This is a genomic window from Saccharopolyspora erythraea, assembly GCF_018141105.1.
In the GTDB taxonomy this organism is placed as follows: domain Bacteria; phylum Actinomycetota; class Actinomycetes; order Mycobacteriales; family Pseudonocardiaceae; genus Saccharopolyspora_D; species Saccharopolyspora_D erythraea_A.
On the sequence record NZ_CP054839.1, the window covers coordinates 3148675 to 3163702 of the forward strand.

The following is a 15028-nucleotide window of genomic DNA, read 5'->3' on the forward strand; positions in this document are numbered from 1 at the left end:
CAGGATCGGTCGTCAAGATCCGTCGTCGAATTCGCGCATCCTCCGCAAGGGGGACAGCAGCAGCACCGGCGAGACGATGAGCAACGCCGTTGCCAGCGACCACAACGCGGTGCGCACGCCGAGCAATTCGGCCAAGGCGCCGCCGAACACCGCGCCCAGCGGGGCGGCTCCCCACACCGCGAACCGGAACATGGCGGTCATGCGGCTGAGCAGGTGCGGGGGACATGCGCGCTGGCGGTAACTGACCTGCATGATGTCGAAGACCGTGACGCCGACGGCGATCGCCACGTGTCCCAGTGCGAACAGTGCGACCATCCACCCGTTTCCCGTCAGCGGGATCAAAAACACCCACGGCGCCGCGGCGGGGACCGCGAACAACGCGACGCGGGCGCCGCCGAAGGCGCGGCTGAGCCGCGGGGCGATGCGGGCACCCAGCAACGCCCCCGCTGCGCCGGAAGCCAGCAGGATCCCCACTGCTCCCGACGGCAGACCGACCACTGTGGTCAAGAAGACGACGTCGAGCGCGAAGATCGCGGAGAAGACGAGGTTGTTGAGGCTGGCGGATAGCGCGAGCGCTCGCAGCACACGATGCCGCAGGAGGAAGGTGACACCCTGGCCGATCTGACCGGCCAGCCCACCGCGAGCCGGCGCAGGGTCGGCGTCGGGCAGCGCGATCCGCCACAGCAGCACGGCGGAGAGTGCCGAAGCGGCGGCGTTGGCGATCAGCGCTGCCTGGGCTCCGAGCCACTGCACGCAGAGCCCGCCCACGCCCGGGCCACCGAGCTCGGAACCGGAGCGGACCAGCTGCAGGCGGCTGTTGCCCTCGATGAGCCCGCTGCCCCCGGTCAGGTGGGGCAGGTAGGTGTGATCGGCGATGTCGCCGAACAGTTGGGCGGTGCCCAGCAGCAGAGCGACGAGGTAGATCAGCGGTAGCGACAGCAGTCCGGCCGCCCACGCCAACGGGAGCGACAGCAGCGCCACGAAGCGGACCAGGTCGGCGCTGATCATCACGCGGCGCGGACGCATCCGCTCCACCCAGGCTCCCGCGGGCAACCCCAGCACGAGGTACGCGGCGTAGTTCGCCGCCTGGAGCAGGCCCATTTCCCAGGCCGAGGCGCCCAGGGCCAGCACCGCGGTGAGCGGGAGGACGACCTGCGTGGCCGCGGCACCGGTTTCGTTGAGCACGTGCGAACCGAGAAACTGGCGGAAGTTCTGTTGCCTGGACAGCTGAGTTCTACTCTCCGGCCACGACGGCCCCAGCTCCGAGGCCTCGGGTCGTTCAGGCATGGCGTCACCGTGGCCTGGGCGCGCCCTCGCGGTCAACCGGATATCCGCGCTTCGCGGAGAATTCCCCCGTCCGGCCACAGACTCGTGCTCCTGCGACCGCACGGGCGCTCTGCCCGCAAGCCGGCCACTGCGACTTCCTGTTCGCCATGCTCAGCGACAGATCGTCCACAAAGCCCAAAGCCCCACCAGAAGGCTGGCCACCGACATAGGGACACCCTCGACGAAGGCGACCCGGCTCACCGGGAGACAAGCTTCGCGACTTCGTGCCGAGGGTTCACGAATGACTTGGGGGGAGGAAGATCCCCCGGAACACGGCTGACAACACCGACACCGTGCCGTACCGCGACCGCGTCAATACCGCACGAGTGCCGCTATCCCGTCTTCACGGCGGGTCCCAGGAAAGGATCTCGGTGAATTGTGCGTGGCCGTGAACGGCGGAGCGCAACAGGTCGCCATGGGTTGCCGTGGGAGCGTGGCGTCCAGGACGTCGGGGCTCGAGCGGTCGCCGCAGTTCGTGGCCGCAGATCGCGATGGGGTGGCGTCCGCCGACGCCGGTGGCGTGCCAGAGGCCCTCGCCGGTCGGAGCGGTCCAGTTCCGCAGCGTGGGCTGGGCCATTGCGTACTCTCGCCGGTTCGCACTTGTCGGGTGACAGGGTGGTGCCGAAGTTCCGATTGTGTTGTCCAGGTCGTGGCCATGTGCGCGGCCCCGTAGTCGGTTTCAAGGCGACGCCTGTGCTCCCGGTCCCGGACGAGAGGGTGCGTCGCGATGCGGCGTGCCCGGATCAGCGGGTGAGGCGGGCTGTGACCAGGGCTAACGGCGCCCATTCGGTTCGTCCTCGGCCGACGACCGCGATGGCGCGTAGTAGTACTTCCGGCTCGTCCAAAGAGATCAGGTGCACGCCCGGGCGAACCGGATGGTCCTCGGGCAGCAGGCCCACTCCCAAGCCGGCCGCGATGAGGTCTTGCACCAGGTCGAGACTGTCCGCCCGGTGTGCGATGCGCGGGGAGAACCCGGCGTGCGCCGCGAGGGCCGCAACGACCCGCTCGTCTGCGTCGTTGCGGGAGTTGACGATCCAGTCGTCGTGCCGGTGGGCGGCCACGGTGTCGAGGGCGGTCGTCCCGCCCTCGGGCGCGTCTGCGGGCACCCCGAGTGCCCAGCGCGTCGTCCACAGTGGTGTGGTCTCGACCCGGTCGTCGAAGGTTCGCGGTGCGAGGGCGTAGTCGTAGACCAGCGCGAGATCGATCGTGTCGTCGGCGAGGAGGTCCAGCGCCTCCGCGGGCTCGTGCTCGGCGATCAGCAGCCGGATTGCGGGGTGGCTGCGCTGCAGGTCGGCGAGCAGCGGGAGCAGCGACCGCCGGATCGCCGTGGCGAACCCCGCAACCCTCACGGTGCCCGCGGGTTCCGCGGTGGGATCGAGGTCGGACCACGCCGCGTCAACGGCTGCGAGGATCGTGATGCCGCGATCGGCCAGCCGCCTTCCGGCCGGGGTCAACCGAACCCGCCTGCCGACCGGCTCCAACAGCGCCGTCCCGGTTTCCTGCGCGAGCGCGGTCAACTGCTGAGAGACCGTGGACGTCGTAACCCCTAGCTCGTCGGCCACCTCGCGCATCGAGCCGAGCCGCGCCAGGGCGACGAGCAGTTCGAGTCGCCGGGTCTCCATTCACGAATGATGAACGATACGTCCACGAAAGTCACGTGGACGCGAACGTTCCTGTTGTCCTCTACTGGCCGTGTGACTCGCTCCAGCCGCACCGCCGCCGGCCTCGCCGTCGTCGCCATGCTCTGCGTCCAGCTCGGCCTCGCCGTGTCCGTCGGTCTCATCGACCGCCTCGGCACCGAAGGCACCGCGTGGCTCCGGCTCACCTGGGCGGGCCTGCTGCTGCTTGTCGTGGTCCGGCCCCCGCTGCGTGACCTCACCCGGCGCGGCCTGGTGACCTGCGTGCTGCTCGGCGTGGTGACGGCCGGCGTGACGTTCCTGTTCATGGCCGCGATCGCGCGGATCCCGCTCGGCACGGCGAGTGCTCTAGAGTTCCTCGGACCACTCGGCGTCGCGGTCGTGCGCGGTCGCGGTCGGGCCCGGCTGTGGGCGCTCGTCGCCGGGGCGGGAGTGTTGCTGCTCACCAAGCCTTGGCACGCCGACGTCGATACGGTGGGCGTTGCGTTCGCGCTGGCGGCGGCTGCGTGCTGGGCCGGCTACATCCTGCTCACACAGCGGGTCGGTGACGAGGTGGACGGGCTGCGCGGGCTCGCCGTCTCGATGCCGGTCGCCGGGGTCGCGGCGACCGTGGTGGTCCTCTTTTCAGACGCCCATGTCGTCTTCGGTGCCCTCGATCTGCACCTGCTGCTGATCGGGTTCGGACTCGCGGTGCTGCTCCCGGTGGTGCCGTTCAGCCTCGAACTGATCGCACTGCGCAAGCTCACCACCGCCGCCTTCGGCACGCTGATGGCGCTGGAACCCGCGATCGCGCTGCTCGTGGGATTGGTTGCGCTGCATCAGGTGCCGGACGGCAGCGCCGTCGCCGGGATCGCGCTCGTCGTGGCAGCGGGGATCGGGGCCGAGCGCTCCGGGGCCCGTCCGACGGTCGACCTCGAGCCCGAACCGAGCCTGCGCTGAAGGCGGGCTCCGGCACACCCCGGGAGCGCTCCTGGGCATCATGCGGGTGGTGAGCACCGTAGGTCCATGGACTGCGCGGTAACCGGAGCGTGTGCTCGCGCCCAGATGATTGGTTCCTGAGTTCTCAGTGGGCGTAGGCGATGAGGGAACGTTTGACCGGGGCTTGGTGGCCAGTTGTGCCAGATAGTCCGGTTGCGGACCGTTGACGCTGGAGGACGCGCGGGTCGCGGTGACGCCGCTGGATGGCTTCGTCCAGACGACGATGCCCGGCGCACTTCCTGCTGGGCTGCAGCAACGGCGTCGCCGCCTACTCCGCCGGCATTCTTGGCCGGGCGGGCAGCGCTGCGTCCTTCCCGTATGGCTGTTTCAGGGCCGTCTCGATTGCCGTGGCCGCGACCCGGAGCCGGCGAGCCGATTCGTCGATCCTGCCGATCAGACGGGAGGTGGGACCGGAGATGTTGATGACGGCGGTCAGGATGCCGGAGTGGTCGCGGATCGGGACGCCGACCGAGGTCAGGCCGATCTCCACCTCCTCGCTGGCCGTCGCGTAACCCCTGGCGCGCTCGGTGCACAGTCGTTCCAGCAGCTCGTCGAGGTTCCGCGGTGCCGCTGGGCCGGAGATGGGGGTTCGGAGATCCTCTTCGGTGAGCGCTTCGACGAGTTCGTCGTCGGAGTCGAACAGCAGGGCTCTCCCGGAGGCCGTGCAGTGCATCGGGGAGCTGCGTCCCACCCAGCCGCCGGCGCGAAGGGACTGGTTCGATTCCTCGCGCAGGACGGTGAACGATCGGTTCCCCCGCTGCACGGACAGCAACGCCACCTCGCCGGTGCGTGCGACGATCCCGCGCAGCGCGGGCCGGGCCGCGCGGAGCAGCGCTTCGTCTCCGGCGCTCGCGGCCAGCACGAGCAGGGTCCATCCCAGCCGGTAGCGCCTGGTTTGCGGGTCCTGCTCGACCAGGCCGCCGCGTTCGAGCGCCTTGAGCATTCGTGAGACCTGACTTCGCTCTCGCCCGACGGCCCGGGCGAGGTCGCTCACCCCGTGGTCGTTGGCGGCTCCCCCCGCGCCGAAGGCCAACAGAAGTGCGGCGACGCGTTCCGCTCCCGAATCCATGCTCGAAAGCGTCTCATACGTTGCTGTGGTGACAACACGATGATCAAGAGACTTGGCATCTCCCCAGCTCATGCTGATCAGTATGTTGCTTTGTCGGCAACAGCGATGGACCGTTCGGGGAGGCCTGCTTAGCGTTGCGGCTCCGCGGACAACCGCGGTGACCAGGTCGCTTTCGAAGAGGAGAGTGAGACGGCCGATGACTGCCGATGTGGGCTCCACGACGTCCCGAGATCAGCTGTACGGGCCCCAGACCGAGCTGGGTGTGAAGAACTTTCCGGTGCGTGGCCGCACCTTCGGTGACCTGATGCCCTTCGTGCACAACTACGCCCGGGTCAAGCTCGCGGCCGCACGGGTCAACCACGCGTCGGGGGTACTCGACGAGGCCCGGTGCGAGGCCATCGTCGCCGCGTGCCAGGAGATCATCGCGGGCGAGCACGCCGATCAGTTCCCGACCTCGCTCGTCCACGGCGGCGGTGGGACCACCGCCAACATGAACGTCAACGAAGTGGTCGCGGCGCGTGCGAGCACGATCGCCGGGGTCGCGGTCCACCCGAACGACCACGTCAACGCATCGCAGTCCACGAACGACACCTATCCGACGGCGATGGCCTTGACGATCCTCGAACTGACCGAGGCGCCGGTCGCTGCGTTGCGCGAGCTGTCCGCCGCGTTCGAACGCAAGGCGGCCGAGTTCGACCAGACTCCGCACCTCGGGCGCACGTGCCTGCAGGACGCGGTGGTCCTCACCGCCGGGGACACCCACCGGGGCCATGCCGCGGCGATCAGCCGGGTCGCGGCCGGGCTGGCGAGCGCTGCCGCAGGGCTGGGGTCGGTCCCGATCGGGGCGACGGCGGTCGGCACCGGTATCGGCGCTCCGGCGGGGTTCGGCGAGCGGTGTGCCGAGGTGCTGGCCACGTTGACCGGGCGTCCGATCACCAGCGCGGAGAACCGCTACGACAGCCTGGCGCACCTGGACCCGTACTCCGAGATCGCCGCGGCCGGAACTCGGGCCGCGATCGCCATGGCCAAGATCGCCGCCGACCTTCGGATCCTCTCCTCCGGCCCGCACGGAGGATTCGGTGACCTCACGATCCCGGCCGTGCAGGCCGGGTCGTCCATCATGCCTGCCAAGGTCAACCCGGTGGTCCCCGAGTACGTCATGCAGCTCAGCTACCGGGTCCGGGGTCAGAGCCACGTGGTGGACTGTGCCGTCGCCGCAGGCGAGCTCGAGCTCAACGTGATGGAGCCGGTGATTCTGGACGCGTTGACGACCATCTTCGACGACATCACCGCCGCCGCCGAGACCTTCGCTCGACGCTGCGTCAACGGCCTGGCGTGGAACGGCGTCCACCGGGAGCGCAACCTCACCGGCGCGCTGGACCAGTGGGTCGAACTGTCGGCCGCAGAGGGCTACGAGACCGCCACCGGCCGGTTGCGCGGGGACTCCGGGAACGGGGGGCGGTCGGCATGAGCACCTCAGCCCCGAACACCGCCACTGCTCTCGCCTACGAGGACGCTCCGCTCACCCGTTTCCACCTCAGGGTGACCATCGCCGGCACCGGCGGGCAGTTCAGCGACGGCTTCATCCTCGGCATCATCGGCATCGTCATCGCCGCGGCCACCAACACCCTCGGACTCACTCCGCTGTGGGTCGGCTTGTTGGGCGCGGCCACGCTGGCCGGTCTGTTCTTCGGCGCGGTCATCGTAGGACCGATCGCGGACCGCATCGGGCGCCGGCAGATCTTCGCCTGGGACATGCTGGCCTTCGCCGTGCTGTCGCTGGCGCAGTTCTTCGTCCAGACGCCGGGCCAGCTGCTGGTCCTGCGGCTGCTGCTGGGTCTCGTGCTCGGGGCGGACTACGTCGTCAGCAAGTCCCTGGTGACCGAACACGCGCCGCGCAGGTTCCGCGGCCGGCTGATGAGCCTGCTGGCCGTGGCCTGGGCCGGCGGCTACGTTTTCGCCTACCTGATCGGTTTCCTGCTCACCGGGCACGGCGAGGACTCCTGGCGCTACATGCTCGCCGTCAGCGCCATCCCGGCACTGCTCGTCTTCGGCTTCCGGCTCGGAGTCCCCGAAGCACCGCTGTGGCTGTCCCGGCACGGGCGCGACGAGGAGGCGGCAACCGTCGTCCGGCGCCACCTCGGCCCGAACGTGACCCCACCCACCGCGGCGCCCACCACGAGCCACCGCGGCATGCGCACCCTGTTCAACCCGACCCACCGCAAGCGGACCGCCGTCGGCGCCCTGTTCTACGTCTGCCAGGTCATCCCGTTCTTCGCCCTCGGCACCTTCTCACCCCAGGTCATGGCGGCACTCGGGGTCACCAGCAAGCTGGGAGCCGGTGCCCTCTACAACGTCTTCCTGCTGGCCGGTGCGATCGTCGGGTTGCTCATCATCGACAAGATCTCCCGCCGGCTCTTCCTGATCGGGACCTTCGTAGTCGGCGGGGCATTGCTGGCCGGGCTCACGGTCTTGGCCGACCTCGGCGGACCTGTCGTCTCAGTGGCCCTGTTCACGGCATTCGCCTTCGTGCTCGCGGCAGCGGTCAACCTGGAGTTCGTCTACCCGCCGGAGCTCTTCCCGACCGACCTCCGCGCCTCCGGCGTGGGAATCGCCGTTGCCGCCAGCCGGATCGGCTCCGCGGCGAGCACGTTCCTGCTTCCACTCGTGGCGGACGGATACGGCATGAACGTCGCGCTCGGCGGCTGCGTCGTCGTGCTGTTCCTCGGTGCTCTCGTCTGCTGGGCATGGGCGCCCGAGACGGGCACGGAATCGCTGGACAGCATCGACACTCGCGACTGACACCGGCTGGCGCCTCACACAGGTGTTAACGACACCGGGTGCGAACAGCCGTAGCAGCGGCTGTTCGCACCCGGTGACCACCAGACAATTGGAGGCCGACTCGTGGAAAGCGCAGCGCGCATCCGCATCATCGCCCTGGGTGGAACGATCGCCTCCACCACCGGCGCGAACGGACGAGCCCGACCACGGCTCACCGGCGACCAACTCCTCACTGCCGTGCCTGGACTCGATCAGGTAGCGGCGCTGGAGGTCGATTCACTGGACCCGGTCCCGTCCTGCTCCATCGGGTGGGCACAGGTTCTCGAGGTCGCCGACCGGATCGAACGGGCACGACAGGCGGGCCTCGATGGCGTGGTGATCACCCAGGGCACCGACACCATCGAGGAAACCAGCTTCGCTTGGGATCTGTTGTCTGCCAACGGCATGGCGGTCGTGGTCACCGGCGCCATGCGCCACAGCGACCACCCCGGCGCCGACGGGCCGGCCAATCTGCTCGACGCGGTGCGTCTGGCCGCCACCCCGGCCGCCAGGAGCCACGGCGTCCTGGTCACCCTGGCCTCCGAGATCCACACCGCCCGTACCGTACGTAAGCGCCACACCTCCTCGATCGCCGCGTTCACCTCGCCGACGGGGTCGGTCGGCGAGATCGTCGAGGACCGAGTGCATCTGGCCCCGCCCGACAGTCGGCACGTCCTGCTCACCGCACCGACCCACCCAGCGGAAATCCCGCGGATCCCGCTCGTCCGCGCCTGTCTCGGCGACGGCGGCTGGTGGCTCACCGCGGCGCAAGCCGCTCCCGGCGTGGTCATCGAAGGGATGGGCGGCGGGCACCTGCCGATTGCCGAAGCCATGCGGCTGAGGGAGTTCGCGCACCGGATGCCCGTCGTACTCACCTCACGCACAGGCGCCGGGGACGTCCTGCGCCAGACCTACGGCGGGTTCACCGGATCGGAGACCGATCTTCTCGATGCCGGGCTGATCCCGGCAGGGGATCTGGACGGCATGAAGGCCCGCGTTGCGCTATCACTCGCGCTGGCCCTCGACATGCCGCGAGAGGAGATATCGAGCACGTTCGAGGTCCTCGGGACCGGGAGGGAAACCCTCAGCGGAGCAGTCTCGTAGGCGATAGCGCGATCTGGTCAGGAGAAAGGGTGCGACTCCGGCGATCTCGTCCAGCGGCGCACTTCGATTGCGTCAGGGCAAGCCGATGCGGTGGATCCTGTTCGGTGTGTCAGTCGTGAAGCGCCGCCCCGTTCCAGCTCACGATGTCGGGAGTGGTGCCGAGGCGGTCGGTGGTTCTGCGCACTAGCTTGCGGTTCGGGTTCACCAGGATCGGCCGTGTGGCTCGTTGCAGTAGGGGCAGATCGTTGAGGGAGTCGGTGTAGGCGACCGTCCAGCCGGTGCCGATGCCGGCGAGTTCGAGCTGGCGGGGCTTCTCGGTGCCGTGGTTGTGCACGTGGAACCGGCCGGTCGTCGGGTCGATGCGGGACGCGATCAGTTCGACTGCGTGCAGGCCGATGCCCCGCAGGTACGCTGCCGCGAGTTCGTGTTCGGACGCCGTTGCGATCACGACGCGCCATTCCCGAGCGAGCAGCGCGCGCAGTGCCGCGACGCCGTCCCAGATGACCCGGTCGCTACGGGCGAGGCGGGCGCCGAGCGTGCGACTCGGCCGCCGGATCGGCGTGGGCCGTCGTCGGCTACGTGGTCGTCTCCGTCTTGATCTCCCTGCTGTGCCTGGCTTTTCTGCCCGAAACGACAGCAGGTACGACAGTGAAGGATGGGCGTGAGCCACAGACGTCGTTGTCCGAGGCGAAGGCCTGACCTCGCTGGAAGCTCGTGCTCATTGCTCGTCGGGTGTGAGCTGGACGTCGGCTCGGTCGTTGGAGTTGGGGACGTCGCCGGGAAGCTGCAGGGGCTTCGGCGTGGGGCCGGGGCTCCACCAGCCCCAATGGGTCTCGGTGCGCAGTCGCATCGCCGCGCTCGCGGGGAGGGCGTCGGGTTCGTAGGGGTGCACCGCGTACAGCGATCCCCAGTCCCTGGTCACGTCGTTGCGCAGGTAGGTGGGCAGTTCGACCATGCTGGTGGCGACGTTGAGGTAGCCGAACGGGCCGCCGCTGTCGGGCGAGGACCAGCCCTGGCCCACACCGCGGACCTCGTCGCCGCCTGCGACGCGGTAGCGGGGCAGGTCGGCAATTCCGTGGTGGATGCTGGTGATGTCCAGGCAGGGGTGGACCAGCGCGGCGGTCCATTCCACGAAGGTGGGGGAGGCGCCGACGACGTCGGTCATGCGGGTCAGGTGCGGTGCGCGCGGTGCGCTGAGGGCGAGCCAGCCGTCCTTGCCGAGCGCGCGGTCGCGGGCGGTGACCCGCATCTTGGTCGCTTCTCGGGCTCGTCGGTCCACGTGCACGCGATGATCGCGCCACTGCCGTGCTGGGTCCTTCGTCACTTCGACGCGGTCGAGGATTTCGAAGCCGTGCGGGGTGTCCCGGCCGAACTCGACGTGGAGGGAGTTCGGCGCGCCGAGAAGGCCCGCCGCACTGACAACGACCGGAACCTCGCCGCGGGAAGCGCGTTCGGGGACGTCGTACCACGGTGTTCGGAGGTTTCCGGTGCTGGTGGGGGAGCCGTGGCTGCCCCACACCGGTGCGCGGTCGGAACCGAAGCGGTGCGGCGGCGTCCAGTCGGCCCTGCCGTCCTCCTCTGCCGTCGCGGGCAGGCCGTCGCGGCGGAAGCCGGTGTTCGCGGTACGCAGGTACGTCTCCGGTGGCTCCTCCGGGTCAACCGAGGTGACGCCTCCCGGCTTCGCGGCGGACGGCTGCTGAGCGGACACCGCGAGCATGCCCGCGGTGGGGTCGCTCTCGACGTAGACGTAGTCGGACAAGCCGCAGCTGGCGCCCGCGAGCTGGCGGATGTTGTCCTGGGCCATGTTGTAGCTGTCCCACCGCTCGGGGACCACCTTCGCCAGGGAGGCGAGCTCGGCGATCATCAGCAGTGCGCACACGATGGACAGCGGTGCTGTGCCGAGCCGCAGGGCGCGCGACCGGTCTTCTTCGGTGGTGATCTCGGGGCGGTGCTCGTCGAGCCGCATGTGTTCCACGAACGCCACGACCACCGAGCCCGCGGCGACCAGGAGCAGACCGGTGCTCACCGCGTAGCCGTCGATCGACGGTGGTTTGTCGAACCAGGGCACGCCCCAGCCGGAGACGTACCACCAGGCGTTGGTGCCGGTGAACGAGAACGCCAGCACCACCATCAGCCCGGCGAAGAACACCGACCGGTTCCGCCGCGACCGCAGCACCGTGCTGCTGGTCGCCAGCGCCGTCAACGCCGCCACGGAGCCGCCGACGGCGGCGAGCACGCCGAAGTGGTGGGTGTGCTTGGTCGGGGTGAGCGCCAGGGCCACGAAGTACAGCCCGGCGACGACCAGCAGCCGGCGGCTCGGGCCCAGCGCGGCACCGCGGATCCGCCCGCGGCGCAGCAGCACGACCGCGCACGTGGCCAGGCACAGCAGCATCAGCAGGACCGGGAACCTGCGGGTGAGCGAGCCGTCGGGGGACTGGCTGAACAGCAGCGCGTAGCGGCTCAGCTCCTCGTACCAGGTCTGCGATGGACCGATGTCGGCGCGGACCGCGGTGGCGTCGCGGACCGATCCCCAGGTCTGGTCGGAGAACGCGACGGTGAGGATCACCAGGCCCGCGGCCGCGACGGGAGCCAGCACCGCCGCCCAGCCGAACCGGTCGGCTCGTCGGCGCAGCAGGTGCACCAGCGGCTTGGCCGACGCGATGAACGGGAGTGCGGCGACCATGCCGTGCGGGTTCACCGCCACCGACAACGCCGCTGCGATCAGGCCGAGTGCGGCGGGCGCGAGGCGGCGGGTGGCGACGGCGTTCTCCACCGCGCACAGCGTGAGCAGGGCGAGGACGACGACAACGGGTTCCGGCCGGAGTCCGTTGTCGTAGGGGAGCCAGCACGCGAGGAACACCGCGGCGGCGGCCCACCCGGCGGCGCGGCTGCGGCGCACCCGTTGCCCGAGCCGGGGAAGCACGAACCGGCTGATCAGCAGCCAGCTCAGCAGGCCCATGCCGAGTGCGGGCAGTCTGATCCACGGCGTGGCGGTCGAGATCGCCACCCACCGCGCCTGGAGCTCGACGAACCAGCCCATCGGCGCGACGGTGCCGGAGAACCAGCGGTAGAAGTCGTTGACGTAGCCGAGGTCGTCGCGGACCCGGGCCATCGTGAGGAAGTAGCCGTCGTCGGCGGTCATCGCCCCGATGAGCCACCACGCCAGCAGTGCTGCTGTCACGACGAGGTCGGGCAAACCTGGACGCCACCACTTGCGCGGACGCCGCCGCGGCCGGTGCGCCGTTGCTGCGTCGATCCGGCGCAGCGCGAGGAGCGATCCGCCGCAGCCGAGCAGGGCGAACGCGATGAAGCCGAGTTTGAGCCGTGTCGGCTGGGTGTCGTAGCGGTTGTCGACTTCGGCCGAGAACGACAGGCCGCGCACGTCGTCGGCCTGTCCGTCCACATCGGAGTAGATGACCGTGAGCTGGGGGCGCATGTCGCCGGGTGCGTGCGCGATGGGCTGGTCACCGATATCGGCGGTGGTGCCGTTGCCATCGGAGTGCACGGTGATCGCGCAGTCACCATCCGGCAGCTGAGCGGTGCCGAGCTGCCGGCCTCGCACGATGAGGCGCAGCCGCTCGTCCTGGACTTCCAGCCGCAGGCCGGTGAGGTCGCCGTACTCGGCTTCGGGTGGGTTCGTGCTCAGCAGCACCGCCGGCTCGGGGCTGCGCGCGTCCAGCCCGCGCGCGGTCGAGCACGGAACCCGCAGGTCCAGGCCGATCGGCGAGTATGCCGCCAGCGGCGCCGAAACAGCGCGAGTGCCCTGCTCGGTCGGCCACTGCAACGTCGTGGCCTGGTGGTGGACCGGCAGGAACGGGACGGCCAGCGCGGCCAGAGCGCCCAGCAGACCGCACAGCACCGCCAGGAGGCGTAGTCCGGTCGATGCGGGTTCGCGGGCTGGACCACGTGCCTCGTCGTTCAACGTGCGCATGCTCATCGCTCGGCGTCCGGGACGGGGTCGTGGGTGGGAGCACCGGAGTCGCCCGGGTTCGTCACCCGGGTTGGTGGCCGAACGGCGGAGGCGGTGGCCGCGGCGAAGACGGCGAGCACGAGCACGACGATCATCGCGTGGCGCAGGCCGAAGTGGTCCCCGAGGAAGCCGAGCATCGGCGGGCCGACCAGGAAGGCGAGGTATCCCGCCGTGGCGACCGCGCTGACGCGGGAGGTCGTGTCTCCGCCGCCGTCACCCGCCGCCGAGATCGCGAGCGGAAATCCGAGTGCAGCACCCAGGCCCCACAGGACCACTCCCGCCACTGCCACGATCGGGTTCGCCGTGAAGATCACCAGGGCCACTCCGAGCGTGACGCACAACGCGCTGGCGCGGACCACGTGCGCACGGCCGAAGCGGCTGACGAGTGCCTCTCCCGCGAACCGCCCGGCGGTCATGGACGTGGCGAATGCGGCGTAGAGGAGTGAGCCGGTCGCCGGGGAGTAGCCGTGGGCATCGACCATGAGCAGAGCCAGCCAGTCGTTGGCCGATCCCTCCGCCAATGCCATGCCCAGCACCACGCAGCCGATCAGGGCGATGCGGCGGTCCGCCCACAGAGCCAGCTGCTCGCGCATCCCCGTGGTCGCGCTGCGGCCGGACGGTGCGCGTTGCACGCCGAAACCGGAAGGGATGGCGGGAATGCTCCTGGCTGCGATCACGATCGCCGCGGCCGCGATGACGAGCAGGTGCCACAGGACTCCGGTCCCGATGTGGGCGAAGACGAGCCCGAGCGCGGAGCCGACGACGGTGCCCGCGCTGTAGGTGCCGTGCAGTAGGGGCATCAGCGGCCGATCAGCCTGCCGCTCCACCTCGGCGCCCTCGATGTTCACGGCGACTTCCGAACAACCCATGCCCGCGCCGAACAGCAGCAGGCCGGTGAAGGCCACGGAGGCGAGGCCGAGCGCGGTGGCAGCGCCCAGCACCGCGAGGCCCGAGATCGCGAGAGCGGTGCTCACCGCGATCACGGGCCTCGTGCCCAGCCGTCGAACGAGGGGGCCGGCCGTGAGGATGCCGGTCATCGAGCCGATGGACAGGCCGAACAGCACCAGGCCCATCTGTCCCGTGGACGCGGCGAGCGCGTCCCGGATCGCGGGTGTGCGGGTGACCCAGGAAGCCAGGGACAAGCCCAGCCGGAAGAAGATCGCTTGCAGTGACCGGCGGCGGGCAGTCGGGGCCACGGGTGCGGCGGCTGCGTTGTGAGCTGTTCGGGGGTTTCCAGACATGGTTCCGTCGGCGAGGCGTGTTCGGGGTGTGGACGGTGCGATGCGTACGACCGTACATTAGATGTGTACGAGCGTACGCATCGGGAAGGTGACTCCGGCGCCGGTGATCGCACCTGGTGAGCGGGGTGGCATCGTGCCCTGGAGGCATGGGGCCCTCGTCGGTCGAGCTCGCCGCCCGTCCAGCGTCCGGCCGTCGTGCCGGACGCTGCTCGACCGCGTCCTTTCACCGGGTGTCGTTGATGGAGGTACTGCGGGCCATGCCGAGAAGCCGGCGCTTCGATCCGGAGCGACGAACGCGCATCGTCGACGCGACCCTGGAGCTGATCGCGGAGGAGGGCGTGGCGGGTACCTCGCACCGCAAGATCGCTGCTCGGGCGGACGTGCCGCTGGGGTCGATGACCTACCACTTCGAGAGCATGGACGAACTGCTGTGGGAGTCGTTCTCCCGGTTCATCCACGGTGTGATCGCCGCGTTCGAGCGTCGCATGGGGGCGGCCCGCAGCCTGGAAGAGGCGGCCGAAGCCGTTGCCGGCATCATTTACGAGGACGTGTTCGCCACTCGCCAGGACCTCGTCCTCACGCTCGAGTTGTACGCCCTGGCGGCTCGCGAACCCGCCTACCGCGGTCTGCTCAGCGAATGGATGGGGCGCAGCCGACTGGCCTTGGAGCGTCACTTCGACCAGGCCACGGCGCGTGAACTCGACGCCCTCATCGAGGGGCTCACGATTCATCGCGCCCTCGGCACCCGGTCTCACGACCGCGAGCAGACGCTCGACGCGGTCCGCCGCCTGTCCGGCACCTCCAGCTACCCGCCGGAACGGGAGCAGTGAGCGGTTCCTGGCCGGATCCTGCAGTCAGCTACCACATCGACGATCGCGGGCCC

At 69.9% G+C, this 15028-nt stretch carries 11 protein-coding genes; 5 read left to right on the forward strand and 6 right to left on the reverse strand.

Going from position 1 to position 15028, the window contains the following annotated elements; all coding sequences use genetic code 11:
* Positions 1-12: 12 nt before the first annotated feature.
* Entirely contained in the window at positions 13-1287 is a 1275-nt protein-coding gene (locus HUO13_RS14680; protein WP_211901908.1) for an MFS transporter, read from the reverse strand.
* Between the two features lie 782 nt (positions 1288-2069).
* The gene (locus HUO13_RS14685) at positions 2070-2948 is read right to left on the reverse strand and encodes a LysR family transcriptional regulator (RefSeq protein WP_211901909.1); all 879 of its coding nucleotides are present in this window, start codon (positions 2946-2948) and stop codon (positions 2070-2072) included.
* Between the two features lie 72 nt (positions 2949-3020).
* Here HUO13_RS14685 and HUO13_RS14690 point away from each other — a divergent pair, with 72 nt between their 5' ends.
* Entirely contained in the window at positions 3021-3902 is an 882-nt protein-coding gene (locus HUO13_RS14690; protein WP_249124818.1) for an EamA family transporter, read from the forward strand.
* Positions 3903-4209: 307 nt separating this feature from the next.
* On the opposite strand, the gene HUO13_RS14695 is transcribed toward HUO13_RS14690, so the two are convergent.
* Positions 4210-5082 carry an IclR family transcriptional regulator gene (locus HUO13_RS14695; RefSeq protein ID WP_249124820.1) on the reverse strand — a complete coding sequence of 291 codons (873 nt, stop codon included), beginning with the start codon at positions 5080-5082 and terminating at the stop codon, positions 4210-4212.
* Between the two features lie 124 nt (positions 5083-5206).
* Between HUO13_RS14695 and HUO13_RS14700 the strand changes: the two genes are divergently transcribed.
* The 3 genes from HUO13_RS14700 (at position 5207) to HUO13_RS14710 (ending at position 8934) form a co-directional block, all read left to right on the forward strand.
* Positions 5207-6481 carry a lyase family protein gene (locus tag HUO13_RS14700; RefSeq protein ID WP_211901910.1) on the forward strand — a complete coding sequence of 425 codons (1275 nt, stop codon included), beginning with the start codon at positions 5207-5209 and terminating at the stop codon, positions 6479-6481.
* Positions 6478-7812 carry an MFS transporter gene (locus HUO13_RS14705; RefSeq protein ID WP_211901911.1) on the forward strand — a complete coding sequence of 445 codons (1335 nt, stop codon included), beginning with the start codon at positions 6478-6480 and terminating at the stop codon, positions 7810-7812. Before HUO13_RS14700 ends, HUO13_RS14705 begins: the two co-directional genes overlap by 4 nt.
* 102 nt (positions 7813-7914) lie before the next feature.
* Positions 7915-8934: an asparaginase gene (locus HUO13_RS14710; RefSeq protein WP_249124822.1), complete on the forward strand. Its 1020-nt coding sequence runs from the start codon at positions 7915-7917 to the stop codon at positions 8932-8934.
* Positions 8935-9043: 109 nt separating this feature from the next.
* On the opposite strand, the gene HUO13_RS38070 is transcribed toward HUO13_RS14710, so the two are convergent.
* The 3 genes from HUO13_RS38070 to HUO13_RS14725 are packed head-to-tail and all read right to left on the reverse strand — an operon-like array spanning position 9044 to position 14046.
* The gene (locus HUO13_RS38070; protein WP_211901912.1) at positions 9044-9604 is read right to left on the reverse strand and encodes a haloacid dehalogenase-like hydrolase; all 561 of its coding nucleotides are present in this window, start codon (positions 9602-9604) and stop codon (positions 9044-9046) included.
* Positions 9605-9652: 48 nt separating this feature from the next.
* On the reverse strand, positions 9653-12865 hold the full coding sequence (locus HUO13_RS14720; protein WP_211901913.1) for an arabinosyltransferase domain-containing protein: 3213 nt from the start codon (positions 12863-12865) through the stop codon (positions 9653-9655).
* 2 nt (positions 12866-12867) lie between these two features.
* Positions 12868-14046 carry an MFS transporter gene (locus HUO13_RS14725; protein WP_211901914.1) on the reverse strand — a complete coding sequence of 393 codons (1179 nt, stop codon included), beginning with the start codon at positions 14044-14046 and terminating at the stop codon, positions 12868-12870.
* A 338-nt stretch (positions 14047-14384) separates the two neighbouring features.
* Between HUO13_RS14725 and HUO13_RS14730 the strand changes: the two genes are divergently transcribed.
* Positions 14385-14975, forward strand: coding sequence for a TetR/AcrR family transcriptional regulator (locus HUO13_RS14730; protein ID WP_211901915.1), 591 nt, complete (start codon positions 14385-14387; stop codon positions 14973-14975).
* Positions 14976-15028: the final 53 nt, after the last annotated feature.